Here is a 25,596-nt window from a genome sequence, read left to right as displayed (position 1 = left end):
TAGAGGGCCTGCGGGCGTTTGTGAAGCCATGCGCTTCACATCTGCGAAGAAGTCCGAGGATCGCCGGCACGCGGGCACCGCCCGGCCCGTGTGTCACGCCCGCCTTTCTTTCCTCCAAGGGGTGGCCTACAGGCCGTCCCCGGCCTGGGGGGAAGGCCGGCGTCGGGCGGGTCTCGACCGGCGCGGAGCCTGCTCCGGCCGGACGGCGGCGCGGTCAGGGGGACAGTGAAGATGAAACGGACAGGTGAGATGACACCCCACATGCGGCGGCTGGTCGCAATGCTCGTCCTTCTTCTTCCTCTCGCCGGCCTCGGTGCCGGTGGCGCGGGCGCGGCCCCCTGCCCCGGCCGGCCCGATGCGCTCGGCACCTCGCGGGTGCTGGAGGTGGAGCCCAAAGGCGTGCGCGTCGGCACGAAATCGTTCCCGCAGACCCTGCCGCTGGCTCCGGGCGAGGTGGTGCTCACCTTCGATGACGGTCCCTGGCCCAGGACCACCGCGGCCGTGCTCGACGCGCTCAAGGCGGAATGCGTCCACGCCACCTTCTTCCTCATCGGCGAGAATGCGAGGGCGCGGCCGGAGCTGGTGCGCCGGGCCCTGGCGGAGGGGCACACCATCGCCCATCACAGCATGACCCACCCTTCGGCCACCCTGGCCAAGCTGCCCTTCGAGGACGCGGTGAAGGAGATCGAGCGCGGCATCGCCGCAGACGAGACGGCCGCCTACGGGGGGAGCGGCGGCACGCCGCGCACTCCGTTCTTCCGCTTTCCCGGCTTCGCCTCGACCCCGAAGCTGCTGGATTATCTCGACGCGAAGGGGTTCGCCGTGTTCGGCGCCGATTTCTGGGCGAGCGACTGGAACGTGATGACACCCGAGGCCGAGCTCGATCTGGTGTTGAAGCGCCTTGAAGCGGCAGGCGGCGGCATCGTCCTGTTCCACGACACCAAAAGCTACACCGCAGCCATGATTCCCGCCTTCCTGCGGGCGCTGTCGGACCGCGGCTTCAAGGTGGTGCACATGGTGCCGAAGGGCGCGCAGCCATAGGGCGACATAAAAACCGGCGCCGAAACGAAAACGGCGGCCCAAAGGCCGCCGTTTTCGTCACTGGCACCGGGGCGCCGGAAACTCACCGATCCACTGGTGCGGACGAGAGGACTCGAACCTCCACGGGTCTCCCCACTAGCACCTCAAGCTAGCGCGTCTACCAATTCCGCCACGACCGCAGTCAGGGATGGCACCGTCCAGGGGTTCCGTTTGAAGGACCGCTCCCAGCCGGGGGCCATCGTCTAACAGATCGAATGTGCGCCCACAAGAGCCCCGTGCAGCCGGCGCAAGACCTCGCCTGGGCCCTGTGGATGACCTGCACCGGGCCGAAGGACTGGACCGCCGGCCCGGATGGATTAAAGCATCCTTCCATGACCGCCACCACGCCGCGCGCCAGCCTCGAAACCGACTTCCGTCCCACGGATGCCGCCACCCCGCCCGTCGAATGGGCCGTCAGCGAAAGGCTCGTCCCCTACCCCGAGGCGCTTGCCGCCATGGAGGCGCGGGCCGCCGCCATCGCCGAGGGAACGGCAGCGGAATGCGTGTGGCTGCTGGAGCACCCGCCGCTCTACACCGCCGGCACCAGCGCCCGGCCGGAGGACCTCGTCGATGCGCGCTTCCCGGTCTACGAGACCGGGCGCGGCGGACAGTTCACCTATCACGGCCCCGGCCAGCGCGTGGCCTATGTGATGCTCGACCTCAAGCGCCGCGCGCCGGACGTGCGGCGTTATGTGAGCGCGCTTGAGGCGTGGCTCATCGGCACGCTGTCCGCCTTCAACGTCACCGGTGAGCGGCGGGAGGACCGGGTGGGCGTCTGGGTGCGGCGGCAGGGGAGCGATGGACTGGGCGGCGGCGAGGACAAGATCGCCGCCATCGGCATTCGCGTGCGGCGCTGGGTGACCTTCCACGGCATCTCGCTGAACGTGGAACCGGATCTTTCCCACTTCGGCGGCATCGTGCCCTGCGGCGTGCGCGAGCATGGCGTCACCAGCCTCGCCGACCTCGGCCTGCCGGTGTCGATGGCGGAGGTGGACGCGGTGATGCGGGTGGCGTTCGAGGAAGTGTTCGGGCCGACAGCGCCGGGGGCGGCGTTGGCTTGAGCGTGCAGCAATGCGCCCCGGACAAGCGACGGCGCCGCCGGAGCGCTGATCCGGGGCCCAGCGCAAGACTTCCGCGCACCGGATCATGCGTCAGAGCCGCGGGATGAGAAGCGCCTTCGGCGGTCCCTTGCGCTGGGCCGCGGCTCGCATTCCGCATGCGCTGCATGCGTCCGGGGCGCGAGAGCGCGAGGGCAGCAGGCCCGCTGGAAAGCCCCCTCAGATTCCCAGCTTCGCCTTCAGGATCTCGTTCAGCGCCTGCGGGTTGGCCTTGCCGCCGGAGGCCTTCATGGCCTGGCCGACGAACCAGCCGAGCATGGTCGGCTTGGCCAGCACCTGGGCCACCTTGTCCGGATTGGCGGCGATGATCTCGTCCACCACCTTCTCGATGGCGCCCGTGTCGGTCACCTGCTTCATGCCGCGGGCTTCCACCACCACGCGCGGATCGCCGCCCTCGGTGAAGACGATCTCGAACAGGTCCTTGGCGATCTTGGAGGAGATGGTGCCTTCCGCGATCAAATCGAGGATGGCGCCGATCTGGTACGGCGTCACCGGCGAGGAAGTGACGTCCTTGCCTTCCTTGTTCAGGCGGCCGAACAGCTCGTTGATGACGAAGTTCGCCGCCGCCTTGCCGTCGCGCCTGGAGCCACCGCCTTCCACCACCTGCTCGAAATAGTCCGCCGTCTCACGCTCCGCCACCAACACGCCCGCGTCATAGGGGCTGAGGCCATATTCGGCGATGAAGCGGGCCTTCTTCTCGTCCGGCAGTTCCGGCAAGTCAGCGGCGAGGCCATCCACCCAGTCGGCGTGCAGGACGAGGGGAAGCAGGTCTGGATCGGGGAAATAGCGATAATCGTGCGCCTCTTCCTTGGAGCGCATGGACCGCGTCTCGCCCTTGTTCGGGTCGAACAGGCGCGTCTCCTGGGAGATGGTGCCGCCGTCCTCCAGAATCTCGATCTGCCGACGGGCCTCCACCTCGATGGCCTGGCCGATGAAGCGGATGGAGTTGACGTTCTTGATCTCGCAGCGCGTGCCGAGCGGCTCGCCCGGCCGGCGCACCGAGACGTTCACGTCGGCGCGCAGGTTGCCCTTCTCCATGTCGCCGTCGCAGGTGCCCAGATAGCGCAGGATGGTGCGCAGCTTGGTCACGTAGGCCTTGGCTTCTTCCGACGAGCGCAAATCGGGCCGGGAGACGATCTCCATCAGCGCCACGCCCGAGCGGTTGAGGTCCACGAAGGACAGGGTCGGCGACAAATCGTGGATGGACTTGCCGGCGTCCTGCTCCAGATGCAGGCGCTCGATGCCAACGGTGATGCTCTCGCCGTCCGGCAGATCGACGATCACCTCGCCCTCGCCCACCACGGGCTGCTGGTACTGGCTGATCTGGTAGCCCTGCGGCAGGTCCGGATAGAAGTAATTCTTCCGGTCGAACACCGAGGTCAGGTTGATCTCGGCCTTCAGGCCGAGCCCGGTGCGCACCGCCTGGGCGACGCATTCCTTGTTGATGACCGGAAGCATGCCGGGCATGGCCGCATCCACCAGCGAGACGTGGTCGTTGGGCGGGCCGCCGAAAGCGGTGGAGGCGCCGGAGAAGAGCTTGGCATTGGAAGCGACCTGGGCGTGCACTTCCATGCCGATCACCACCTCCCAGTCGCCGGTGGCGCCGGGAATGAGCTTCTTGGCCTCGGCGGGCCGCATGTGAAGGGTCATGGTCGTCCTATGGCGTCGGCGGCTCGACCGCCTCTCATGCGTCTGGTTAAACCCGGCGGGTGGCATCTGGCAACGGGCGGCGCGCCAGCTTCATCCTGCCAGAGCGCGCGCCCGGCTCCAAAGGCACCCTCGCCCGGGGCAGCCGGACCCAGCCTGAACCACAGCCGGCTGTCCGCTCGCCTGCTCCGGGCGCGGGCCCCTCAGCCCTTCCACCACAGGTCTTCCACCGGGAAGCGGCCGGCCGCCTCCTCGATCACCTCGGCGAGGGAGAACAGCGTTTCCTCCCCGAACGGGCGGCCGATGAGCTGGAGGCCGAGGGGCAGCCCGTCCGCCGAGAGCCCGGCGGGAACGGAGATGCCGGGCAGGCCGGCCATGTTCACCGTCACCGTGAACACGTCGTTGAGATACATCTCCACCGGGTCGGCCTTCAGCTTCTCGCCGATGCCGAAGGCGGGCGAGGGCGTGGCCGGGGTGAGGACGGCATCCACCCCCTGGGCGAAGACGGTGTCGAAGTCGCGCTTGATCAGGCTGCGCACCTTCTGGGCACGCAGGTAATAGGCGTCGTAATAGCCGGCGGAGAGCACGTAGGTGCCGATCATGATGCGCCGGCGCACCTCGGGGCCGAAGCCGGCGGCGCGGGTGTTCTCGTACATCTCCACCACGTCGCGGCCGGGCACGCGCGCGCCGTAGCGCACACCGTCGAAGCGGGCGAGGTTGGAGGAAGCTTCCGCCGGCGCGACGATGTAATAGGCCGGCAGAGCGTACTGGGTGTGCGGCAGGGAGATGTCGACGATCTCGGCGCCGGCATCCTCCAGCCATTTTGCGCCCTCGCGCCAGAGGGCGTCGATCTCGTCGGCCATGCCGTCCATGCGGTACTCGCGCGGGATGCCGATCCGCTTGCCCTTGATGGAGGCGCCCACCGCCTCCTCATAGTCCGGCACCGGACGGTTCACGCTGGTGGAATCCTTCGGATCGTAGCCCGCCATGGAGCGCAGCAGCAGCGCCGCATCGTTCACGGTGCGGGCGAAGGGGCCGGCCTGGTCGAGGGAGGAGGCGAACGCGACGATGCCCCAGCGCGAGCAGCGTCCATAGGTGGGCTTGATGCCCACGATGCCGGTGAAGGCCGCCGGCTGGCGGATGGAGCCGCCGGTGTCGGTGCCGGTCGCGCCCGCGCACAGGAAGGCGGAAACCGCCGCCGCCGAACCGCCGGAGGAGCCGCCGGGGACCAGATAGGTATCGTCTCCCTCGCGCCGCCACGGCGACAGGACGGGTCCGAAGGCCGAGGTCTCGTTGGACGAGCCCATGGCGAACTCGTCATTGTTGAGCTTGCCGAGCATCACCGCCCCGTCGCGCCACAGATTGGCGGTGACGGAGGATTCGTACTGCGGCACGAAATCGTCGAGGATCTTCGAGCAGGCGGTGGTGCGCACGCCCTCGGTGCAGAACATGTCCTTGATGCCGAGGGGGATGCCCTCCAGCGACCCGGTGTCGCCCGAGGCGATGCGCCGGTCGCTCTCCTTCGCCATGTCGAGGGCGATCTCGGGCGTCTCCAGCACGTATGCGTTGAGCGGGCGGGCCTGCTCCATGGCCTTGAGGTAGGCCTGCGTGAGCTCCACGGAGGTGAACTCCCCCAGGGCGAGGCCTTCGCGCGCCTGGGTGAGGGTGAGCTGTGTGAGCTTCGTCATTCCACCACCTTCGGCACTGTGAAGAAGCCGCCCTCGGACTGGGGCGCGTTGGCGAGCACCTTTTCGGGACAGTGGCCGTCGGTCACCTCATCCTCCCGCATGGGCAGCTCCATCGGCACGACGCTGGTGAGCGGCTCGACGCCGGAGACGTCGAGGTCCGCCAGCTGCTCGACGAATTCGAGGATGGCGTTGAGTTCTTTCTCGAGATGGCCGAGTTCCTCCTCGCGCACCGAGATGCGCGCGAGATGGGCCACCCGGCGGACAGTCGCCTGATCGACGGACATGATGCGCTCCCAAAAGCTGCCCGCCGCTATAGCAAGGGGTATGCCGCGGTGGAAGGGTTTGCCGGGGAAGGACGGGGGAGGCTAAAGATGCCTTGAGACATCCATGCGCTGGTGGAGGATCCGCACGACGGTGAGGGATCCGTCGTCCGGAAGCCGGAAAAATATTACGTGCGAGCCGACCGTAAGCCGGAAGTATCCGGCGCGCACATCCTCGGCACTGCGTGCCACGCTTGCACCGGCTGCGAGACATAAGCCTCGGCCCGGCGGCGACCCCACTTTTCCTCGGAATAGGCCCATATGGCGTCCAGGTCGGCGCGCGCCCTGGGCGTGAGAAGAACGAGGCGCGCCGGGCTCACCTGACGGGCTCAGAGGTGCTGGCGCCGCTTGCCTGCCAGAAATGATTCGACATCGAAGGGCTCCGCGGCGCCACTGGCCTCCCCCTCCGACAAAGCGGCCCGCAAGGTTTCAAGCCGCGCCTCGTGTTCCTCCAGCAGCCGCAGCCCGGCGCGGACGACATCGCTCGCCGAATTGTAGCGACCGCCCGAGACCTGCCGGTCAACGAAATCCGCAAAATGGGTCCCGAGCGAGATCGAGGTGTTACGCGCCATGACCATGTCCTCCTCGCGAAGAATACCAATTTTTGGTATCGGCCGGCAACCTGACTACCCCTCCCGCACCACATCCAGGAACTGCGTCCCGTAGCGCATGAGCTTGGCTTCGCCGATGCCGGAGATCATGCCCAGCGCCTTCATCGTCTCCGGCTTCAGCTCGGCGATGGCCATCAGCGTTGTGTCGTGGAAGATCACGTAGGGCGGCACCCCCTGGGCGCGGGCGATCTCCAGGCGCAGGGCCTTGAGCCGCTGGAACCGGGCCTCGTCGGCGGGATCCTGCAGGGCGGGGCGCGGGCCCCTTCCGTTGCCGCCGGACCGCGCCGGCCGCGCGCGCTGCTCCGCCTTCAGCTCCACCTTCTGCTCGCCGCGCAGCACCGGCCGGCATTTCTCGGTGAGGCCGAGGCTGCCGTGGCCCTCCGTATCCACCCACAGATGCCCCATGGCGACCATCTGGCGGACCATGGCGCGCCATTCGTCGCGTGAGAAATCTTTGCCGATGCCGAAGGTGGAGAGCTTGTCGTGGCCGAACTTCAGCACCTTCTCGTTGGCTTCGCCGAGCAGCACGTCGATGACGTGCCCGGCGCCGAAGCGCTCGCCCGTGCGATAGACGCAGGACAAGAGCTTGCGCGCCGCCTCGGTGCCATCGAACGTGCGCGGCGGGTCGAGGCAGGTGTCGCAATTGCCGCAGGGCTCGTCGAGGTCCTCCTCGAAATACTTGAGCAGCACCTGCCGGCGGCATTGCGCCGTCTCGCACAGGCCGAGCAGCGCATCGAGCTTGCCGCGCTCCACGCGCTTGCGCGCCTCGGGCGCATCCGAGGCCTCCACGAACTGGATGAGCTTGGCCACGTCCTCGACGCCGTAGAGCAGCAGCGCCTCGGACGGCAGGCCGTCGCGGCCGGCGCGGCCGGTCTCCTGATAATAGGCCTCGATGCTCTTGGGCAGATCGAGATGGACCACGAAGCGCACGTCCGGCTTGTCGATGCCCATGCCGAAGGCGATGGTGGCCACCATCACCACCCCTTCCTCCTTCAGGAAGCGGTCCTGGTGGCGGGCGCGGGTGTCGGCGTCGAGGCCGGCATGGTAGGGCAGCGCGGTGCGGCCCTCGGTGGCCAGCATCTCGGCGGTGGCGTCCACCTTGGCGCGGCTCATGCAATAGATGATGCCCGCCTCGCTGTCATGGGCGTCGAGGAACGCCTTGAGCTGCGCGCGCGGGTTGGATTTCGGCGTGATGCGGTAGCGGATGTTGGGCCGGTCGAAGGAGGAGAGGAAGATCCGCCCCTCCCCCAGCGCCAGCCGGTCCACGATCTCGCGCCGCGTGGGGCCATCCGCCGTGGCGGTCAGCGCCATGCGCGGCACGCCGGGAAAGCGCTCGTGCAGCACCGTGAGCTGGCGGTATTCGGGCCGGAAATCGTGCCCCCACTGGGACACGCAGTGCGCCTCGTCGATGGCGAAGAGCGAGAGCCGCGCCCCGTCCAGGAGGGTGAGGAAGCCATCGGTCAGCAGGCGTTCGGGCGCCACGTAGAGCAGGTCCAGCTCGCCCATGGCCAGCGCCCGCTCCACCTTCCGCGCCTCGCCCGGGGCGAGCGACGAGTTGAGCATGGCCGCTTTTACCCCGAGCTGCCGCAGGGCCTGCACCTGGTCGTGCATCAGGGCGATGAGCGGCGAGACCACGATGGCCGTGCCCGGCCGGACCAGGGCCGGCACCTGGTAGCACAGGGACTTGCCGCCGCCGGTGGGCATGAGGACGAGGGCGTCTCCCCCCGCCACCACATGGTCCACGATGTCCTCCTGCCGGCCACGGAACGCCTCGTAGCCGAAGACGTGGCGCAGGACCTGGAGGGGGGTGGAATCGGAGGAGGCGACTGGCGCGGGCATGGCGCCTTATAGTCCCAAGCCGCGCGGGGCAATGCGGGAAGGAGACGCGGTCGGATTTGGCGCGGTCTCGTGTCCCGGACGCATGCCGCGATAGCCGAGCGCAAGGCGGGACCCCGGCGCGGGATTCCGGCGCAGCAGGCAAGGTCGTTGGGTGCGCTCAGACAGGGAAGCGCCTTCGGCGGGTTCCCGCGCCGAGGTCCCGGCGCGCCTTTCGCGGCCCTCCGCTCCGTGGGCCGCCGGCCGGGACGCGAGGTGGCCCCTACCGCCGCCCCGCCGCCAGCAGCAGGGCCGCGCCGCCCACCAGGATGCCGGCCGACACCCGGTCGGCGATCCGCGTGAACCGCCCCTTGAGCGCGGCGCGGGCCTTGTCCGCCGCCACCGCCCACAGCACGTCGCCCACCAGCGCGATGCCCGCGAACACCGCCGCGAGCAGCGCGATCTGCGGCACCGGGTTGGCCGTATCGGTCACGAACTGGGGCAGGAAGGCCGCGTGGAACAGCAGGGTCTTGGGATTGGCGAACGCCACCGCCAGCCCGCGCCCGAAGGCGGCACGGGCCGATGGGGCCGGCGCCGCCACCCCCGAGCCGGCGCTGCGCCATTGCAGGACGGCGAGCCACACGAGATAGGCCGCGCCCGCATAGCGCACGAGGTCGAAATTCCGGGAAAACGCCTCGACCACGTAGGCAAGGCCGGCCGCCACCAGGGTGAGCTGGGCGATGAGCCCCACATTGACGCCGGTGGCGGTGAGGATGCCCGCGCGCCGCCCATGCTTGAGGCTGGTGCCGACGATGAGCGCCACGTTCGGCCCCGGCGTCGCCGCGAGGGCGACGCAGGCGAGCACGAACAAGGCAAGGCTTTCCGTGGCGATCATCCCTTCCCCCGATCCGGCCGAGGTTCACTCGGCTGTGCTCCGGCGGTACTGGAACGCGGTGCTGGGACGTGGCACCGGCCGGCTGGCCCGGCCGAGCCATGCCGCCACCCGGCGCCCCATCTCACCGCAAGCACATAAGCGCATCCCGCCGGCGCCCGCTTTATGCCTCCGGCGCCTCGCCTGCATCCTCGCCGTCGGCATCGGCCCCGGCATCGTCGCTGATGTGCTCCACCGAGACCACCCGCTCGCCTTCCGCCGTGTCGAACACGATCACGCCCTGGCTGGCGCGACCGACGATGCGGATGCCATCCACCGGGCAGCGGATGAGCTGGCCGCCGTCGGTCACCAGCATGATCTGGTCCTGGTCCTCCACCGGGAAGGAGGCGACGAGGCGGCCGTTGCGCTCGTTCACCGCCATGGCGACGATGCCCTTGCCGCCGCGGCCGGTGACCCGGTACTCGTAGGACGAGGTCCGCTTGCCGTAGCCGTTCTCGGAGACGGTGAGGATGAACTGCTCCAGCGCGCTCATCTGCGCGTAGCGCTCCTGGCTGAGCTGGCCGGAGCCGCTCGCGCCTTCCTCCTGCTCCACCTCGGCGCTCTCGCCCGCCTCGCCGCGCAGGGCCCGGCGCATCTTGATGTAGGCAAGGCGCTGGTCGGCCTCCGCATCCACATGGCGGATGATGGCCATGGAGATGATCTTGTCACCCTCCTCCAGCCGGATGCCCCGCACGCCGACGCTGTCACGCCCCTTGAACAGCCGCACCTCGGTGACCGGGAAGCGGATGCAGGCGCCGGCCGCGGTGGTGAGCAGCACGTCGTCATCTTCCGTGCACAGGCCCACCTCGGCGATGGACTCGCCGTCGGCGAGCTTCATGGCGATCTTGCCGTTGCGGTTCACCTGGGCGAAATCGGTGAGCGCATTGCGCCGCACCGTGCCGCCGGTGGTGGCGAACATGATCTGCAGGCGGTCGTCCGCCTCCCGCTCCTCCGGCAGCAGCACCACGGAGGTGATCCGCTCGTCCTGCTCCAGCGGCAGGATGTTGATGAGCGCCTTGCCGCGCGCCTGGGGCGCCGCAAGCGGCAAGCGCCACACCTTCAGCTTGTAGACCTGCCCCTTGGACGAGAAGAACAGCACCGGCGCGTGGGTCGAGGCGACGAACAGACGGGTGACGAAGTCCTCGTCCCGCGTCTGCATGGCCGAGCGGCCCTTGCCGCCGCGCCGCTGCGCCCGGTAGGTGGAGAGGGGCACGCGCTTGATGTAGCCGGCGTGGGAGACGGTGACCACCATCTCCTCACGCTGGATGAGGTCTTCGTCTTCCAGGTCGCCGAAGCCCTCCACGATCTCCGTGCGGCGCGGCGTGCCGAACTCCGCCTTGATGGCCAGCAACTCGTCGCGAATGATGGCCCGCATGCGTGGCCGGCTGGCGAGGATATCCAGATAGTCGGCGATCTCGGTGGCGAGCTTGTCCAGCTCGTCGGCCACCTCGTCGCGGCCCAGCGCGGTGAGGCGCTGCAGGCGCAGGTCGAGGATGGCGCGGGCCTGCACCTCGGAGAGGCGGTAGGTATCGTCCGCGTTCAACTTGTGGCGCGGATCGGCGATGAGGGCGATGAGCGGCGCCATGTCCTTGGCCGGCCAGTCGCGACCCATCAGCGACTCGCGGGCGCTGGCCGGATCCGGCGCCGTGCGGATCAGGCGGATGACCTCGTCGATGTTCGCCACCGCGATGGCGAGGCCCACCAGAACGTGGGCGCGGTCGCGCGCCTTGCGCAGCAGGAACTTGGTGCGCCGGCGGATCACCTCCTCGCGGAAGGCGATGAAGGCGGTTAGGACGTCGTGCAGGGTGAGCACGCCCGGCTTGCCGCCGGAGAGCGCCACCATGTTCACGCCGAACGAGGTCTGCAGAAGCGTGAGGCGGTAGAGGTTGTTCAGCACCACGTCCGCCTGGGCGTCGCGCTTGATCTCGATGACCACCCGCATGCCGTCGCGGTCGCTCTCGTCGCGGATCTCGGAGATGCCCTCGACGCGCTTGTCGCGCACCAGCTCGGCGATCTTCTCGACCATCGTCGCCTTGTTCACCTGATAGGGAATCTCGGTGATGATGAGCGCTTCGCGATCCTTGCGCGTGGTCTCGATGGCGACCCTGGCCCGCATGAGCACCGAACCACGGCCGGTCAGGTACGCCTGGCGGATGCCGGTGCGCCCGAGGATCATCGCGCCGGTGGGGAAGTCAGGCCCGGGCAGCAGGTCGAGCAGCGCCTCGGGCTCCAGCGTGGGGTCGTCGAGCAGCGCGACGGTGGTGTCGATGATCTCGCCGAGATTGTGCGGCGGGATGTTGGTGGCCATGCCCACCGCGATGCCGCCGGCACCGTTCACCAGCAGGTTGGGGAACTTGGCCGGCAGGACGGTGGGTTCGCTCTCCGAGTTGTCGTAGTTGTCCTGATAGTCGACCGTGTCCTTGTCGAGGTCGTCGAGCAGGGTGCCGGTCACCTTCTCCAGGCGCACCTCGGTGTAGCGCATGGCCGCCGGGGCGTCGCCGTCCACCGAGCCGAAATTCCCCTGCCCGTCCACCAGTGGCAGGCGCATGGCGAAGGTCTGGGCCATGCGCACGAGGGCGTCGTAGACCGACTGGTCGCCATGGGGATGGTACTTGCCGATCACGTCGCCGACCACGCGGGCGGACTTGCGGTACTGCTTGTTCCACTCGTACCCGTTCTCGTGCATGGAAAACAGGATGCGGCGATGCACCGGCTTGAGGCCGTCGCGCACGTCGGGCAGGGCCCGGGCGACGATGACGCTCATGGCGTAATCGAGGTAGGAGCGCGACAGCTCCTCCGTGATGGAAACGGGCCGGATATCGGACGGCGGCTCGCCGCCGGGCTTCGGCGTCTCGGAATCGGCCAAAAGTCAGCACTCTCAATCGTGGAACGAGGTGTCCCCTTCTAGCCGATTCACCTTGCGGACGCCAGCGAAACCCCTGCGGCAGAACGATTTTTTCTTATTATTTATCAATTACTTACAGGCAGTCGCGCAAGAGGCGTGCCGACAATTTGACCCTTTTGCGTCAAATGGCCCCCGCCAGCCGAAAACGACGGCGCGCACGAGGCACCCCGGATGCTGGACGAAGGCCCCGTACCGGCGGGCCCGCCCCCGAAACGAACGGGACCCGCACGCCGGCGCGCAGCTACGGCACGCCATCGCCCGCCGCTCAGCGCAAGGGGTATGACGAGCAGGATGGGGCTCCAACGCCCGCGCGGCGCAGTGCTGCCAGGATCGACAATGGCCCGCCCCGGCTTGACAATGGCAGGCCCCGCCAGAGGCGGGCGAGAGCGCGCGGCATCACACGCCCGGACCCGTCCGCGCCCCCTGCACGGCAGCTCTAGAAGGGAATCTCGTCGTCGAGATCGTTCACCGGCCGCCCGCCGGCCGAGCCGCCGCCCGCGGGAGCCGGCCTGCGTCCGCCGCCGGAACCGCCGCCATAGCTGCCCCCGCCGCCGATGCTGCCGCCACCCATGGGGCTTGCGGAACCGAAGTCCGATCCGCCGCCATATTCTTCGGCGCCGCCGCCCTCGCCGCGTCCGTCAAGCAGTGTCAGCTCGCCGCGATAGGGCCGCAGCACCACCTCGGTGGTGTAGGTCTCGCGCCCGTCCTTCTCATATTTGCGGGTTTCGAGCTGCCCCTCGATATAGACCTTGGAGCCCTTCTTCAGGAACCGCTCGGCGACGCCCACCAGATTCTCGTTGAAGATCACCACCCGGTGCCATTCCGTGCGCTCGCGGCGCTCGCCGGAGGCCTTGTCCCGCCAGTTCTCCGAGGTGGCAATGGACAGGTTGCACACCCGCCCGCCGTTCTGGAACGCCTTCACCTCCGGATCCCGGCCGAGATTGCCGATCAGGATCACCTTGTTGACGCTGCCGGCCATCCCGCCACTCCCTCGTTCACCGATGCCTGTTGCGGCCTGCACCCTATCGCCCCCGCGACACCGCGCGAGCGGAAAAGCGCACTTTTCCACCTGAGACTGCCGGCCGGGGCCCCCGGCCCTACCCTGCCCCCGTCGCGGGTGACCCGCCATGTTCCTGTTGTGTTCTTATCCGTTCGCGATTTCGGGCGCAAGCGGCATGTGCGGCCATGCCGCCGATGCTCGTGGACTGCTGCGCCGGATTTTTGACTCGCGGCCCCCGTTGGTTCCTGATATGTTCTCTACCGCATTGCACACGGACGACTACATTTGGGCCATGATGATGAGCGAATTTGATCCGCCGGGAGTGGAGGCGAAGCTCGACGACACGCCCGGATGGGACATGATTGCTCGGCCCCGCTTGCAGTCCTCGCCGCCACGTTTGCCCCCGTCGCCGGTTCGCTCAGCCCTGCTGAAGGCGGCCTTCCTTCTGCCCTGACCCTTTTCGCGCCTGACGGCGCAAGCGGAGATCCATGTCCGATCGCGCTCTCCCTTCGCGGGCGGCTTCCGCCCCAGAACCTGCCCGCCGCGACGCCCGCACGCTCTCGGTGCGCGGCGCGCGCGAGCACAATCTGAAGAACGTGGATCTCGAGATCCCGCGCGACAGCCTCGTGGTGTTCACCGGGCTGTCGGGCTCGGGCAAGAGCTCGCTCGCCTTCGACACCATCTACGCGGAGGGCCAGCGGCGCTACGTGGAAAGCCTGTCGGCCTATGCCCGCCAGTTCCTGGAGATGATGCAGAAGCCGGACGTGGACCAGATCGACGGCCTGTCTCCCGCCATCTCCATCGAGCAGAAGACCACCTCGAAGAACCCCCGCTCCACGGTGGGCACGGTCACCGAGATCTACGACTACATGCGCCTGCTCTGGGCGCGCACGGGCGTGCCCTATTCGCCCGCCACCGGCCTGCCCATCGAGAGCCAGACCGTCTCCCAGATGGTGGACCGGACGCTGGCCCTGCCCGAGGGCACGCGGCTCTACATCCTCGCGCCGGTGGTGCGCGGGCGGAAGGGCGAGTACCGCAAGGAGCTCGCCGAATGGATGAAGAAGGGCTTCCAGCGGGTGAAGGTGGACGGCGCCTTCCACGAGATCGCCGAGGCCCCGGCTCTGGACAAGAAGTTCAAGCACGACATCGACGTGGTGGTGGACCGCATCGTGGTGCGCGCCGACCTTGCCGCCCGCCTCGCCGACAGCTTCGAGACCGCCCTGGGGCTTGCCGACGGCATCGCCGTGGCCGAGTTCGCCGACGAGAAGGACGAGGCCGGCGCCCCCCGGCGCATCCTGTTCTCGGAGAAGTTCGCCTGCCCGGTCTCCGGCTTCACCATCTCCGAGATCGAGCCGCGCCTGTTCTCCTTCAACAATCCGTTCGGCGCCTGCCCGGCCTGCGACGGCCTGGGCGTGGAGCAGACCATCGATCCGGACCTGGTGGTGCCGGACAAGGCCCGCTCGCTGAAGCAGGGCGCCATCGCCCCGTGGGCGAAGTCCACCTCGCCCTATTACGGCCAGACGCTGGATGCCCTGGCCAGGCATTACAAGTTCAAGCTCAACGTACCCTTCGCCGATCTGCCGGAGAAAGCCAGGGACGTGCTGCTCTTCGGCTCGGGCGACGAGAAGGTCACCTTCGCCTACGACGACGGCATGCGCGCCTACGAGACATCAAAGACGTTCGAGGGCGTGGTGCGCAACCTCGACCGACGCTGGAAGGAGACGGACAGCGACTGGGCGCGGGAGGAGATCTCGAAATATTTCTCCACGGTGCCATGCAAGGTCTGCTCGGGCTATCGCCTGAAGCCGGAGGCGCGCGCGGTGAAGATCGCCGGCAAGCATATCGGCGAGGTGGGCGAGCTCTCGGTAAAGGCGGCCGCCGGCTGGTTCGAGACGCTGCCGGGCGCGCTCACCGAAAAGCAGAACGAGATCGCCGGGCGGATCCTCAAGGAGATCCGCGAGCGCCTCCAGTTCCTGCTCGACGTGGGTCTCGAGTATCTCACCCTGGCCCGGGCCTCCGGCACCCTGTCCGGCGGCGAGAGCCAGCGCATCCGCCTCGCCTCGCAGATCGGCTCGGGGCTCACCGGCGTGCTCTACGTGCTGGACGAGCCGTCCATCGGCCTGCACCAGCGCGACAATGCCCGTCTGCTGGAGACGCTGAAGCATCTGCGCGACCTCGGCAACACGGTGATCGTGGTGGAACACGACGAGGACGCCATTCTCGCCGCCGATTATGTGGTGGACGTGGGCCCCGGCGCCGGCATCCATGGCGGGTGCATCGTGGCCCAGGGCACGCCGGCCGAGATCCTCGCCGATCCCAATTCGCTCACCGGCCGCTATCTCACCGGGGCGCTCTCGGTGGGCGTGCCGGCGCGGCGCAAGCCCAATCCCAAGCGCACGCTGAAGCTCTCCGGCGCGCGCGGCAACAACCTGAAGAACGTCACCGCCGAGATCCCGCTCGGCCTGTTCACCTGCATCACCGGCGTGTCGGGCGGCGGCAAGTCCACGCTGCTCATCGACACCCTCTACAAGGCGGTGGCGCGGCGCCTCAACGGCGCCTCCGAGGCGCCGGCCCCGTTCGACAAGCTGGAGGGGCTGGAGCACCTCGACAAGGTCATCGACATCGACCAGTCGCCCATCGGCCGCACGCCACGCTCCAATCCCGCCACCTATACCGGGGCCTTCACCCCCATCCGCGAATGGTTCGCCGGCCTGCCGGAGGCCAAGGCGCGCGGCTACGGCGCCGGTCGCTTCTCGTTCAACGTGAAGGGCGGGCGCTGCGAGGCCTGCCAGGGCGACGGCGTCATCAAGATCGAGATGCACTTCCTGCCGGACGTCTACGTCACCTGCGACGTGTGCAAGGGCAAGCGCTACAATCGCGAGACGCTGGAGGTCACCTTTAAGAACAAGTCCATCGCCGACGTGCTGGACATGACGGTGGAAGAGGGCGCGCAGTTCTTCAAGGCGGTGCCGTCCGTGCGCGAGAAGCTGGAGACGCTGCACCGCGTGGGCCTCGACTACATCAAGGTGGGCCAGCAGGCGACCACGCTCTCCGGCGGCGAGGCGCAGCGGGTGAAGCTCTCCAAGGAGCTGTCGAAGCGCGCCACGGGGCGCACCCTCTATATCCTCGACGAGCCCACCACGGGCCTGCACTTCCACGACGTGAAGAAGCTGCTCGAAGTGCTGCATGAACTGGTGGAGCAGGGCAATTCGGTGGTGGTGATCGAGCACAATCTCGAAGTCATCAAGACCGCCGACTGGATCCTGGACCTCGGCCCCGAGGGCGGGGATGGGGGCGGCGAGATCGTGGTGGCCGGCACGCCGGAGACCGTGGCGCAGCATCCGCGCTCCCACACCGGCCACTTCCTCGCCGAGGTGCTGGCGCGCCGCCCCATGGCGGGGCCACGCGATCGGGCCACGGGTGCCGCGCAGGTGCGTGGAGCCGCGCGGAGCCGGACGCCACCGGACGTTGCGGAAGAACCGGCGAGCCTGCTTGCGGAAACGCCCGCCGAGAGCGCCAGGCCGGTCCGCGGACGGCGGCGACGCCAGGCCGCTGAATAGGGGCGACCCTCACGCCAGGCTGCCGAACAGGCGGCACCACCACGCCAGGCGGAAGGCGGACGGTTCGGGCGGACGGGCTCGCCAGCCCTGATGGACGCCGCCGGATAGAGGCGGCGGGCATCCTCTGACGGGCATCGTCATCCGGGCATCGCCTCTCGCGTGACCGGGGCGCAGCCGGGCGCGTGCCGCGCAAGGATGCGGACGCGGCAAGCACGCGGCTCCCGGGCAGTGGGGCGACAGAGCGTGTGGCGACAGGATCGAGAGGCAGGCCAGCCTGCGGAGAGCGAGGCGATGGCGTGTGGGTCAGCGGCGGATGCGCCGCAGCATCCGTCCGATTCCGTAGGTCCATGCGAGCTGCAGCCGGCCGTCCAGGCCGAGCGGGAAGCGTTCTTCCCGAGGCACGAACCAGGCATTGTGCCCGGTGCGGCGCACCAGCCGGTAGCCGCCACGCCTCAGCAGGCTCGTTGTCTCCCCGAAGCGCGTCAGGTCGTCCACCAGGATGAGCTTCGGTCGATAGCGGGACAGGTCCAGCCCGCGCAGCACGTCCGGCTCGGCCCCTTCGACGTCCACCGACAGGTAATCCAGCCGTTCGATGCCGGCGTCTTCCAGCACGCAATCCAGCGTGGACGCAGGCACGTCGATCACCAGCTCATCCGTCACCTTCCGGGGATCGAAGCGCACGGTGCTGTTGCCGCGGCGCTCCAGCAGCGCGATGTGCCCCGCCGCCGCTTGCTGCGGCGCCACGCAGGCACATTGCCGCACCTGCGCCCGGCGGCTTCTGCGCAGATTGTCCGCAAGGTCCGGCAGCGGCTCGATCAGCAGCCCATCCCAGCCACCCAACTCCAGGTGGTAGGTCTGGCTCTGGTAAACCGGATCGTAAGCGCCCACTTCGACGAAATAACCGACTTTGCCGGCAAAAAAACTGGCGACGAGGCTTTGTTCTTCATGCCCGGACGTCACCGTATCCGTCATCTGTCCGACGCCGTTAAGCATAGACATGAGCAAATCCCTCAGGTCTCGTCCCATCTCCGCTGACAGCAAGCGCTTCAACATCGTGGATATGAAGATAAGCGCTTCATCGCACGCGCTCGAAGGAGTGACTACAAGAAACGTTGCTTAGTTGTATTACATAGCGTCACCGCACGCAGCGTGCGGCAACCCGGATCATGCGCGAGGCGCAATGCTGCAATGCGATCGCCATTCTATGGCATTGCAGCATGACGCGCTATGTATCGTTACGAGAATCGCGTGGTGCAGATGCATCCTGCGAATGAGTGGAGAGAAATCATGTTGCTCTGGGGTTTCCTGGCGCGGCAGTTCCGCCGGTGGCAGGTCTACAATCGCACCGTGGCTGAGCTGTCCCAGCTCGACGATCGCAGCCTCGCGGACATCAATGTGACCCGTGGCGAGATCCGCGCCGTAGCGCGGCACGCATCCGTCGCCGGCTGACCGCCAACGACAAAGAATGAACGGCTGGCGGATTTCCGCCGGCGCGTGAGAATGGCCCCCCAGGGGCCATTTTCGTTTATGGGGCAATGCGTTCTCGGCCCACGCCCGGCCCGGATTGCGCGGCTTGGCGCGGCTCGGAGGGTTGAAGCCGGACGCCCGGCTGTGGCACACCCTCCATCCCATCCCGGAACGGGGAGGCAATTGGCCACCCCGCGGGAGCAAGGAGGACGAATGCCGGGTGAAGCCACGCGCGCGCCGGTCCAGATCGACCTGGCCCGAACTGCCGACGTCCAGGCTCTCGCGCCCGTGACCGGGGGTCCGGCGGTGCATGTGGTCGGCGGCGGCCTCGCCGGGTCCGAGGCGGCCTGGCAGATCGCGGCGCGGGGCGTGCCCGTGGTGCTGCATGAAATGCGTCCGCAGCGCACCACCGAAGCCCATCTCACCGATGGCCTCGCCGAGCTCGTCTGCTCCAACTCCTTCCGCTCCGACGACGCGCAGGCCAATGCGGTGGGCGTCCTGCATGCCGAAATGCGGCAGGCCGGCTCGCTCATCCTGCGTTGCGCCGACCTCAATCAGGTGCCCGCCGGCGGCGCCCTCGCCGTGGACCGCGAGGGCTTCTCGCGCGCGGTGACGCAGGCGCTGGAAGATCACCCCCTCATCGAGATCCGCCGCGAGGAGGTCACCGACCTGCCCCCCGCCGACTGGGACAAGGTGATCCTCGCCACCGGCCCCCTCACCTCCGCCGCGCTGGCGGAGGCCATTCTGGCGCGCACCGGCGAGAGCGCGCTCGCCTTCTTCGACGCCATCGCCCCCATCGTGCATTTCGACAGCATCGACATGGGCAAGGCGTGGTTCCAGTCGCGCTACGACAAGCCCGGGCCCGGTGGCACCGGGGCGGACTATATCAACTGCCCTCTGGACGAAGCCCAGTACCACGCCTTCGTGGATGCCCTCATCGCCGGCGAGAAGGCGCCCATGCGCGACTTCGAGGCGAAGACGCCCTATTTCGACGGCTGCCTGCCCATCGAGGTGATGGCCGAGCGCGGCCGCGAGACCCTGCGCTTCGGCCCCATGAAGCCGGTGGGCCTCACCAATCCCCACGCCCCGGACGTCAAGGCCTATGCCATCGTCCAGCTGCGCCAGGACAACAAGCTCGGCACGCTCTACAACATGGTGGGCTTCCAGACGAAGCTGCGCCATGGCGAGCAGGCACGCGTGTTCCGCGCCATTCCGGGGCTGGAGAATGCCGAGTTCGCGCGCCTCGGCGGCCTCCACCGCAACACCTATCTCAACTCGCCCCGCCTGCTGGACGCAACGCTGCAGCTGAAGGCGGATCCGCGGCTGCGCTTCGCCGGCCAGATCACCGGCTGCGAGGGCTATGTGGAAAGCGCGGCGGTGGGGCTCATGGCGGGACGCTTCGCGGCGGCCGAGCGGCTCGGCGAAGCGGTGGTGCCGCCGCCGCCCACCACGGCGCACGGGGCGCTGCTCGCCCACATCACCGGCGGCCATGTGGAGGCGCAGGAGGAGAGCGCGGCGCGCTCCTTCCAGCCCATGAACATCAATTTCGGCCTCTTCCCGCCGCTGGAGGAGGCCCCGCGCGGCGAGCCCGGCAAGCGCCTGCGCGGCGCCGAGAAGACGCTGGCCAAGAAGAAGGCCCTCGCCGTCCGGGCGCTCGCCCACATGGCGGCGTGGCTCGACACGCCGGCCCGGGCGGCTTAGGAGGCGCTCATGCCGCGCATGTCCAGCTCGCCGCCGCCCGTGGAATACCGTGCCGACCCGGCCCGTTTCGCCGTCGATACGGTGCTGAAGCGCGACGTGTTCTCAACCGTCGAGCGCGGCACCTGGACGGATGCGCGCGGGCGCGCGTGGCCAGCCGTGCGCCGGCGCTGGAACGAGGTCTCGCCGTGGCTGGCGCCTCTGGCCCGGCGCCTCGCCGCCTTCGAGATCAAGGCGCTGGAGCGTGTCACCCGCACCGGGGTGACGACCCCGCTCCTCGCCGTGGGCGACCGCTTCCTGGTGCGCGGCTGGGTGGAGGGCGTGCCTTTGCAGATCGCCCGGCCCGCCGGCGACCTCCATTTCTTCCGCTCCGCCAAGGCGGCGCTGCATACGCTGCATGCCGCCGGATATGTGCACAACGACCTCGCCAAGCAGCAGAACTGGCTGCGCGGGGCGGACGGCGAAGCCTGGCTCATGGATTTCCAGCTGGCCCTGCCCATCAGCCGGCGCTGGAAGATGGGGCGGGTGCTGGCCTATGAGGACCTGCGGCACCTCCTGAAGCACAAGCGCACATACTGCCCGCAGGCGCTCACCGCCCGCGAGAAGAAGATGCTGGCGACCAAGAGCCTGCCCACCCGGGTATGGATGGCAACGGGCAAGAAGCTCTACCGCTTCGTCACGCGCCGCCTCATGTCGTATTCAGATACCGAGGGGCGCGGCCCCAGGGTCACCCAGGTGGCGCCGCGCATCGCGGCGGCCCTCGCCACCCATCCGGCGGTGGCCGAGGTGCACATGGCCGACTTCCAGACCCTGGGCGGCAAGGTGGGCCTCTACGCGTTCGTCGCCCCGCGCGGGACGGTGACGGAGGAGGCGCTGCGCGCGCATCTCGCCGCCGCTTTGCCCGACCGGCCGCATCTCGACCGGCTCCAGCTGGTGGAGGCCCTGCCCCACGGTCCAGACGGCGCAGTACGGGACGACCTGCTGCTGCTCGTCGCCCGCAACCAGATCGAGATGCTGGACGAGCTGGCGGGATCGGAGCCCGTCCGGCTGCTGGTGGCGGAGATCGCGCGGGGTCGGCTGAACCTGACGGACCGGATCACCCGCCCGGCAGCGTGAGACGCGCGACCGCGCCCGGGGCCATCGACGGAGGAGCCTCACCGACGGCAGAAGCCGGCGCGCAGAGCCGGGACCCGGCGGAGAGGTCTGCGAAACAGGCTCTGGCTCCGTGCTGCTGAGACCCGCAAGCGCCCTTCCGAGCCCCTTCGGCAGGGTCTTCATGCCGGGGCACCGCTCCCTTTTCGTCACTGCTCCAGTCGCCCGGCGCACGAGCCCCCTCAGAACCACACCCGCCCGGACGCCGCCCGGCGTGCCGCGCGCCAGAGGGCGAACTGGCGCCGGAATGGCGAAAGCCCGCCCACCTGCCGAAACGGGTCCTTCACCCGCGCCAGCGCCTTGAGGTCGCCCGCGACCAGCGCCAGCGGCAGATAGGGCGCCGCGACGGCATCAGCCGGGCCAAGCTTTACGGCTGCGTCCCGCGCCGCCGCGAGGTGCCGCGCCGCCTGCGCTCGCCAATCCGCGAGGGCGGCCTGGAGCTGTGGCGTCACGGTGCCGGACACCGCGTCATCCCGCCCGATGCCGTGCCGCGCGAGGAGATCGAGCGGCAAATAGCACTGCCCGCGCGCCGCGTGGATGGGGAAGGCGCGCAGGAGCCCGGTCATGGCCAGCGCCACGCCCCCATGGCCGGACAGGTCACCTGTCGCCGCAGCCGCGGCCGGGGAAAGCACCAGCGCCGAGAGCTGCAGCAAAGCGGAGGCTGTCTCCCCCGCATAGCCTTCCAGGTCCGCCACTGACGGCATGGGATCATCGTAGAGGTCGAATATGCGCGCATCCACGAGGGCGACCAGGCTCGCGCGCGGCAGGGCGAAGCGGTCAGCGGTGTCCAGCAGCGCCGCGGCGATGGGGTGGCCTTCCACGGCGCCCCTCCCCTGCCCCTCGATCACCTCCCGCCACCAGGCGAGGCGCACCTCGCCGGGGAGCGGCTCGCGCACCACCTCGCGCACCCGCGCCACGTCGAGGCTGAAGGCGTAGAGGGCAAGGAGATGGCGCCTCAGCTCCTCGGGCGCGAAAAGCGCGGCGAGGAAACGGTCGCGGTCCTGTGCCCGCACCTGTTCGGCGCAATAGGCATAGGCGGCGGCGATGAGCGCATCGGGGGGCGCATCCGGGGACATGGGGGGCGGGGACATGGGGGCCGGGGACATGGGGGCCTCCTCCGCCCGCCGTCAGACGGCAATGAGGGCCGCGCCCACCCGGCGGCCCTCGGCGAGCAGCACGTTGTAGGTGGCGGCGGCAGCCGGTGTGGGCATCAGCTCGAAGCGCAGGCCCTTGCCGCGCAGGAGTTGCTTCAGCGGCTCCCTGAGATGCGCCGGGTCGGCCCCCGTGCCGATGAACAGCAGCTCGAACGCCGCAGCCTCGGCGAGGATGGGCGCGAGGGCGCCCGCATCGACCTGCGCCATGGCGGCCGGAGCCCAGGCGCGGATACCGGACGGCAGCGCCAGGATGGAGCCGGCATGGGACATGCCGGCGAAATGGAAGAACTGGTCGCCATAGCCGTCGATGGCGACCTGACGGGGCAGGAACTGGCGCAGGGGCAAATCGCGCGGAGACAAGTCACGCGGAGGCGAAGGATCGCCGGGCGCCCGCGCCACCGCCTCAGGCCTTGGCCGGCTTGGACGGCCCACCCGACGGCGACGCCTTGCCCGGCTCGGCCTTCGCGGCCTCGGCCTTGGCAGGCAGCGCCTTGGCTGCAGCGCCATCCGCCTCGGCATCGGCCGCCACCACCGAGGCGCGCAGGCCGAGATGGATGAGGATGGGCGCCGCCACGAAGATGGTGGAATAGGTGCCGATCACCACGCCCACCGTCATCGCCAGCGAGAAGCCGCGCAGCACCTCGCCGCCGAAGAAATACAGGGCGAGGGTGGCGAAGAAGGTGGTGGTGGAGACGATGATGGTGCGCGAGAAGGTGGCGTTCACCGCCACGTCGAGCAGCTCGGGCAGCGGCATTTTCTTGTAGCGGCGCAGCATCTCGCGGATGCGGTCGTACACGACCACCGTGTCGTTGAGCGAATAGCCCATGATGGTGAGGATGGCGGCGATGGAGGTGAGGTCGAAGTCGATCCCGAACGCCGAATAGATCATCAGCGTGACGAAGATGTCGTGCATCGTCGTCACGATGGCGCCCACCGCGAACTGCCACTCGAAGCGGAACCACAGATAGGCCAGAACCGCCACCGCGCCGAGCACGAGGGCGAGGATGGACTGGCGCACCAGCTCGCCGGAAACGCTGGGACCCACCGTCTCCACGCGGCGGATGGTGTATTCGGTGCCGAGCACGTCCCTCACCTTGGCAAGGATCGCCTGCTGGGCCTCGTCGGTGCTGCCGAACGCGCCGATGCGGATCAGCACGTCGCGCGGTGAGCCGAACTCCTGGATCTGCACGTCGCCCACGTCGAGGTCCGTGAGGTGCTCGCGCAGGGCGCCCACGTCGGCCACCTGCTGGCTGGTCTGCGCCTCGATGAGCGTGCCGCCGCGGAAATCGATGCCCAGATTGAAGCCGTAGATGGCGAACAGGAGCACGGCGACAATGGACAGCGCCGCCGAGAACGGGAACGTCCAGTGGCGCAGGCGCATGAAGTGGATGTTGGTCTGCGCCGGGATGTAGTCGATCAAAGGCATGTGCGGCGGACCTTCAGATGGGCAGCTTCGCCGGCCGCCGCCACTTCACCCAATAGGCGATCATGAGCCGCGTCAGGGTGTAGGCGGTGAACATGGTGGTCAGAAGGCCGAGGATGTAGGTGACGGCGAAGCCGCGCACCGGGCCCGACCCGCCCATGAGGAACAGGATGACCGCCGTGGCAAGCGAGGTGATGTTGGCGTCGAGGATGGTGCCGAGGGCGTTCACGAAGCCCTTGTCGATGGCCGAGATGGCAGACCGGCCTTCCCGCGCCTCGTCGCGCATGCGCTCGAAGATGACGACGTTGGAATCAACCGCCATGCCGATGGTGAGCACGACGCCGGCGATGCCCGGCAGGGTCAGCGTCGCCCCCAGCACCGACTGCAGGGCGAACATGAGCATGATATGCACGGCCAGCGCCACCAGCGCGAACAGGCCGAACAGGCCGTAGACCGCGAGCATGAACACCGCCACGAGGCCGGTGGCCACGTAGGCGGCCACCTTGCCGGCATGGATGGAATCGGCGCCGAGGCTCGGGCCGACGGTGCGTTCCTCCACCACCTTGAGCGGGGCCGGCAGGGCGCCGGCGCGCAGGAGGATGGCGAGGTCGTTGGCCTGCTGCACGCTGAACGAGCCGGAGATCTGCCCGGAGCCGCCGAGGATGGGCTCGCGGATCACCGGCGCCGAGATCACCTGGTTGTCGAGCACGATGGCGAAGGGCCGGCCCACCGCCTCCTGCGAGACCGCGGCGAAGCGCTTGGCGCCGTTGGAATTGAAGCGGAAGGTGACGATGGGTTCGCGGGTGGTCTGGTCGAAGCCCGCCTGGGCGTCCACCAGGTCCTCGCCGGAGACGCGCACCTGCTTCTCGACCAGATAGGGCTGGCCGTCCTGGCCCTGCAGCACGTCCGATTCCGGCGGCGGGCGGCCTTCCAGCGCCTGCTGCGGCGACATGGACATGTCCACCATGCGGAACGAGAGCTTGGCGGTCTGGCCGAGCAGGTTCTTGAGGCGCTGCGGGTCCTGCAGGCCCGGCACCTGCACCAGGATGCGGTCGAGGCCCTGGCGCTGGATGTTGGGTTCCACCGTGCCGAGCTGGTCGATACGGCGGCGGATGATCTCGATGGACTGGTCCACCGCCGAGCGCATGCGCGCGGTGAGCCCCGCCTCGGTGAGCTGGACGGTGACGGCCCCCTCCGAGGACGAGGAGACGGCGATGTCCATCTCGCCCGAGGAATTGCCGAACAAGGCGTTGGTGACCGGGGTGGCGAGCTTGCGCAGCTCGGTGACCGCCTTCTGGGTCTCGGTGGGGTCGCGCAGGCGCAGGCTCACGCTGGTGTCGCGCACCACGAGGTTGGAATAGCCGATCTTCTGGTCGCGCAGCACGCGGCGCACGTCGTCGCGCACCTGCTCGGTGCGCTCCTTGCGCAGCGCCGTGCCGTCCACCTCGAGCAGGATGTGCGAACCGCCCTGGAGGTCGAGCCCCAGCGTGACGCGGCTGGACGCCAGCCACGAGGGCAGGTGCGCCAGCACGCTCTGGGGCAGGACGTTGGGAAGCGCGAACAGGAGCCCTATGGCGATGGTGACGAGAATCGCCGTGGTCTTGAGGCGGGAGAAGTGCAGCATGTCGCGCGCGTGTCTCTTGTCGGAATCAGGCCGCTGGCTCAGGCCGCGGGGGCTTCGTCCTTGGCCGGCTCACCCTTGGCGCGGACGGTGGCGATCTGCGAGCGCAGTTGGCGCACGCGGACGTTGTCGGCGATCTGCAGCTCGATCTCGGCCTCGTCCACCACGCGGGTCACCTTGCCCACGAGGCCGCCGGCCGTGACGATCACGTCGCCGCGGCGCAGGGCGGTCACCATTTCCTGGTGGGCCTTGGCGCGCTTCTGCTGCGGCCGCAGGATGAGGAAGTACATGACCACGAAGATGAGCAGGAACGGGGCAAGCTGAATGAGCATGTCGGTCCCGCCGCCGGCTCCCGTGGCGCCTTGAGCGAAAGCGGGCGTAATGAACATTTGCGTCCTCGTTCGTC

22 protein-coding genes and 1 tRNA gene are annotated in these 25,596 nt (G+C 68.8%); 7 read left to right on the top strand and 16 right to left on the bottom strand.

The annotated features are described in order from the left end of the window. Nucleotides 1–279 precede the first annotated feature (279 nt). Nucleotides 280–1,041 carry a polysaccharide deacetylase family protein gene (locus EZH22_RS18890; protein WP_203196625.1) on the top strand — a complete coding sequence of 254 codons (762 nt, stop codon included), beginning with the start codon at nt 280–282 and terminating at the stop codon, nt 1,039–1,041. Nucleotides 1,042–1,135: 94 nt separating this feature from the next. Here the strand turns inward: EZH22_RS18890 and EZH22_RS18885 are convergent. Continuing rightward, nucleotides 1,136–1,220 (bottom strand) — tRNA-Leu (locus tag EZH22_RS18885). Nucleotides 1,221–1,412: 192 nt separating this feature from the next. Here EZH22_RS18885 and lipB point away from each other — a divergent pair. Further along, nucleotides 1,413–2,141, top strand: coding sequence for a lipoyl(octanoyl) transferase LipB (lipB, locus tag EZH22_RS18880; RefSeq protein WP_203196624.1), 729 nt, complete (start codon nt 1,413–1,415; stop codon nt 2,139–2,141). Nucleotides 2,142–2,357: 216 nt separating this feature from the next. Here lipB and gatB read toward each other — a convergent pair whose 3' ends face one another. The 9 genes from gatB to ssb form a co-directional block, all read right to left on the bottom strand. Beyond that, on the bottom strand, nt 2,358–3,848 hold the full coding sequence (gatB, locus tag EZH22_RS18875) for an Asp-tRNA(Asn)/Glu-tRNA(Gln) amidotransferase subunit GatB (protein WP_203192033.1): 1,491 nt from the start codon (nt 3,846–3,848) through the stop codon (nt 2,358–2,360). A gap of 200 nt (nt 3,849–4,048) precedes the next feature. Further along, nucleotides 4,049–5,533 carry an Asp-tRNA(Asn)/Glu-tRNA(Gln) amidotransferase subunit GatA gene (gene gatA / locus EZH22_RS18870; RefSeq protein WP_203192032.1) on the bottom strand — a complete coding sequence of 495 codons (1,485 nt, stop codon included), beginning with the start codon at nt 5,531–5,533 and terminating at the stop codon, nt 4,049–4,051. Beyond that, entirely contained in the window at nt 5,530–5,817 is a 288-nt protein-coding gene (gene gatC, locus EZH22_RS18865) for an Asp-tRNA(Asn)/Glu-tRNA(Gln) amidotransferase subunit GatC (protein ID WP_203192031.1), read from the bottom strand. The genes gatA and gatC overlap by 4 nt, the downstream gene beginning before the upstream one ends. An 81-nt stretch (nt 5,818–5,898) precedes the next feature. After that, nucleotides 5,899–6,114, bottom strand: a complete 216-nt coding sequence (locus tag EZH22_RS18860; protein WP_333473608.1) for a type II toxin-antitoxin system RelE/ParE family toxin — start codon at nt 6,112–6,114, stop codon at nt 5,899–5,901. A 68-nt stretch (nt 6,115–6,182) separates the two neighbouring features. Next, nucleotides 6,183–6,425: a type II toxin-antitoxin system ParD family antitoxin gene (locus EZH22_RS18855; RefSeq protein WP_203192030.1), complete on the bottom strand. Its 243-nt coding sequence runs from the start codon at nt 6,423–6,425 to the stop codon at nt 6,183–6,185. Nucleotides 6,426–6,479: 54 nt separating this feature from the next. Further along, complete coding sequence (gene recQ / locus EZH22_RS18850) at nt 6,480–8,303, bottom strand: DNA helicase RecQ (protein ID WP_203192029.1); 1,824 nt, start codon at nt 8,301–8,303, stop codon at nt 6,480–6,482. A 259-nt stretch (nt 8,304–8,562) separates the two neighbouring features. After that, nucleotides 8,563–9,174, bottom strand: coding sequence for a LysE family translocator (locus tag EZH22_RS18845; protein WP_203192028.1), 612 nt, complete (start codon nt 9,172–9,174; stop codon nt 8,563–8,565). A gap of 160 nt (nt 9,175–9,334) precedes the next feature. Further along, nucleotides 9,335–12,076 carry a DNA gyrase subunit A gene (gene gyrA, locus EZH22_RS18840; protein ID WP_203192027.1) on the bottom strand — a complete coding sequence of 914 codons (2,742 nt, stop codon included), beginning with the start codon at nt 12,074–12,076 and terminating at the stop codon, nt 9,335–9,337. Between the two features lie 475 nt (nt 12,077–12,551). Next, nucleotides 12,552–13,094, bottom strand: a complete 543-nt coding sequence (ssb, locus tag EZH22_RS18835; protein ID WP_203192026.1) for a single-stranded DNA-binding protein — start codon at nt 13,092–13,094, stop codon at nt 12,552–12,554. Nucleotides 13,095–13,242: 148 nt separating this feature from the next. Between ssb and EZH22_RS18830 the strand changes: the two genes are divergently transcribed. Together EZH22_RS18830 and uvrA are read left to right on the top strand one after the other, a co-directional pair. Then, nucleotides 13,243–13,569 carry a hypothetical protein gene (locus EZH22_RS18830; RefSeq protein WP_203192025.1) on the top strand — a complete coding sequence of 109 codons (327 nt, stop codon included), beginning with the start codon at nt 13,243–13,245 and terminating at the stop codon, nt 13,567–13,569. Between the two features lie 34 nt (nt 13,570–13,603). Further along, on the top strand, nt 13,604–16,675 hold the full coding sequence (gene uvrA / locus EZH22_RS18825; protein ID WP_203192024.1) for an excinuclease ABC subunit UvrA: 3,072 nt from the start codon (nt 13,604–13,606) through the stop codon (nt 16,673–16,675). A 303-nt stretch (nt 16,676–16,978) separates the two neighbouring features. Here uvrA and EZH22_RS18820 read toward each other — a convergent pair whose 3' ends face one another. Beyond that, nucleotides 16,979–17,674, bottom strand: coding sequence for an FkbM family methyltransferase (locus EZH22_RS18820; protein ID WP_203192023.1), 696 nt, complete (start codon nt 17,672–17,674; stop codon nt 16,979–16,981). Between the two features lie 288 nt (nt 17,675–17,962). On the opposite strand from EZH22_RS18820, the gene EZH22_RS18815 reads away from it, so the two are divergent. From EZH22_RS18815 to EZH22_RS18805, 3 genes are all read left to right on the top strand, one after another. Next, nucleotides 17,963–18,124, top strand: a complete 162-nt coding sequence (locus EZH22_RS18815; protein WP_203192022.1) for a DUF1127 domain-containing protein — start codon at nt 17,963–17,965, stop codon at nt 18,122–18,124. Between the two features lie 231 nt (nt 18,125–18,355). Beyond that, the gene (gene trmFO / locus EZH22_RS18810) at nt 18,356–19,843 is read left to right on the top strand and encodes a methylenetetrahydrofolate--tRNA-(uracil(54)-C(5))-methyltransferase (FADH(2)-oxidizing) TrmFO (protein WP_333473607.1); all 1,488 of its coding nucleotides are present in this window, start codon (nt 18,356–18,358) and stop codon (nt 19,841–19,843) included. Between the two features lie 9 nt (nt 19,844–19,852). Then, nucleotides 19,853–20,956: a serine/threonine protein kinase gene (locus EZH22_RS18805; RefSeq protein ID WP_203192021.1), complete on the top strand. Its 1,104-nt coding sequence runs from the start codon at nt 19,853–19,855 to the stop codon at nt 20,954–20,956. A gap of 218 nt (nt 20,957–21,174) precedes the next feature. Here the strand turns inward: EZH22_RS18805 and EZH22_RS18800 are convergent, their stop codons facing one another. The 5 genes from EZH22_RS18800 to yajC are packed head-to-tail and all read right to left on the bottom strand — an operon-like array spanning nt 21,175 to nt 25,579. Next, a complete protein-coding gene (locus EZH22_RS18800; RefSeq protein WP_408647739.1) occupies nt 21,175–22,083 on the bottom strand; it encodes a phytoene/squalene synthase family protein in 909 nt (302 codons plus the stop codon). 36 nt (nt 22,084–22,119) lie between these two features. After that, nucleotides 22,120–22,506 (bottom strand): Mth938-like domain-containing protein, encoded by a 387-nt coding sequence (locus EZH22_RS18795; RefSeq protein WP_231711040.1) that lies wholly within the window; start codon nt 22,504–22,506, stop codon nt 22,120–22,122. Between the two features lie 43 nt (nt 22,507–22,549). Then, a complete protein-coding gene (gene secF / locus EZH22_RS18790) occupies nt 22,550–23,572 on the bottom strand; it encodes a protein translocase subunit SecF (protein WP_231711039.1) in 1,023 nt (340 codons plus the stop codon). 13 nt (nt 23,573–23,585) lie between these two features. Next, nucleotides 23,586–25,193 carry a protein translocase subunit SecD gene (secD, locus tag EZH22_RS18785; RefSeq protein WP_203192019.1) on the bottom strand — a complete coding sequence of 536 codons (1,608 nt, stop codon included), beginning with the start codon at nt 25,191–25,193 and terminating at the stop codon, nt 23,586–23,588. A 38-nt stretch (nt 25,194–25,231) separates the two neighbouring features. Next, nucleotides 25,232–25,579: a preprotein translocase subunit YajC gene (gene yajC / locus EZH22_RS18780; RefSeq protein WP_203192018.1), complete on the bottom strand. Its 348-nt coding sequence runs from the start codon at nt 25,577–25,579 to the stop codon at nt 25,232–25,234. Nucleotides 25,580–25,596 lie beyond the last annotated feature (17 nt).

This window comes from Xanthobacter dioxanivorans (assembly GCF_016807805.1).
Classification (GTDB): domain Bacteria; phylum Pseudomonadota; class Alphaproteobacteria; order Rhizobiales; family Xanthobacteraceae; genus Xanthobacter; species Xanthobacter dioxanivorans.
Note: the sequence above shows the minus strand (reverse complement) of the source record. Positions and strands in the feature narration are given on the sequence as shown.

What these genes read in the sequence shown, in the direction of transcription:
- gatC (WP_203192031.1), bottom strand. Translation starts at nt 5,817, where the DNA reads ATGTCCGTCGATCAGGCGACTGTCCGCCGGGTGGCCCATCTCGCGCGC.
- recQ (WP_203192029.1), bottom strand. Translation starts at nt 8,303, where the DNA reads ATGCCCGCGCCAGTCGCCTCCTCCGATTCCACCCCCCTCCAGGTCCTG.
- EZH22_RS18830 (WP_203192025.1), top strand. Translation starts at nt 13,243, where the DNA reads ATGTTCCTGTTGTGTTCTTATCCGTTCGCGATTTCGGGCGCAAGCGGC.
- EZH22_RS18805 (WP_203192021.1), top strand. Translation starts at nt 19,853, where the DNA reads ATGCCGCGCATGTCCAGCTCGCCGCCGCCCGTGGAATACCGTGCCGAC.
- ssb (WP_203192026.1), bottom strand. Translation starts at nt 13,094, where the DNA reads ATGGCCGGCAGCGTCAACAAGGTGATCCTGATCGGCAATCTCGGCCGG.
- yajC (WP_203192018.1), bottom strand. Translation starts at nt 25,579, where the DNA reads ATGTTCATTACGCCCGCTTTCGCTCAAGGCGCCACGGGAGCCGGCGGC.
- lipB (WP_203196624.1), top strand. Translation starts at nt 1,413, where the DNA reads ATGACCGCCACCACGCCGCGCGCCAGCCTCGAAACCGACTTCCGTCCC.
- gatB (WP_203192033.1), bottom strand. Translation starts at nt 3,848, where the DNA reads ATGACCCTTCACATGCGGCCCGCCGAGGCCAAGAAGCTCATTCCCGGC.
- EZH22_RS18800 (WP_408647739.1), bottom strand. Translation starts at nt 22,083, where the DNA reads ATGTCCCCGCCCCCCATGTCCCCGGATGCGCCCCCCGATGCGCTCATC.
- EZH22_RS18815 (WP_203192022.1), top strand. Translation starts at nt 17,963, where the DNA reads ATGTTGCTCTGGGGTTTCCTGGCGCGGCAGTTCCGCCGGTGGCAGGTC.
- EZH22_RS18845 (WP_203192028.1), bottom strand. Translation starts at nt 9,174, where the DNA reads ATGATCGCCACGGAAAGCCTTGCCTTGTTCGTGCTCGCCTGCGTCGCC.
- EZH22_RS18860 (WP_333473608.1), bottom strand. Translation starts at nt 6,114, where the DNA reads ATGGGCCTATTCCGAGGAAAAGTGGGGTCGCCGCCGGGCCGAGGCTTA.
- EZH22_RS18820 (WP_203192023.1), bottom strand. Translation starts at nt 17,674, where the DNA reads ATGTCTATGCTTAACGGCGTCGGACAGATGACGGATACGGTGACGTCC.
- trmFO (WP_333473607.1), top strand. Translation starts at nt 18,356, where the DNA reads ATGCCGGGTGAAGCCACGCGCGCGCCGGTCCAGATCGACCTGGCCCGA.
- secF (WP_231711039.1), bottom strand. Translation starts at nt 23,572, where the DNA reads ATGCCTTTGATCGACTACATCCCGGCGCAGACCAACATCCACTTCATG.
- secD (WP_203192019.1), bottom strand. Translation starts at nt 25,193, where the DNA reads ATGCTGCACTTCTCCCGCCTCAAGACCACGGCGATTCTCGTCACCATC.
- gatA (WP_203192032.1), bottom strand. Translation starts at nt 5,533, where the DNA reads ATGACGAAGCTCACACAGCTCACCCTCACCCAGGCGCGCGAAGGCCTC.
- uvrA (WP_203192024.1), top strand. Translation starts at nt 13,604, where the DNA reads ATGTCCGATCGCGCTCTCCCTTCGCGGGCGGCTTCCGCCCCAGAACCT.
- EZH22_RS18890 (WP_203196625.1), top strand. Translation starts at nt 280, where the DNA reads ATGCTCGTCCTTCTTCTTCCTCTCGCCGGCCTCGGTGCCGGTGGCGCG.
- EZH22_RS18855 (WP_203192030.1), bottom strand. Translation starts at nt 6,425, where the DNA reads ATGGCGCGTAACACCTCGATCTCGCTCGGGACCCATTTTGCGGATTTC.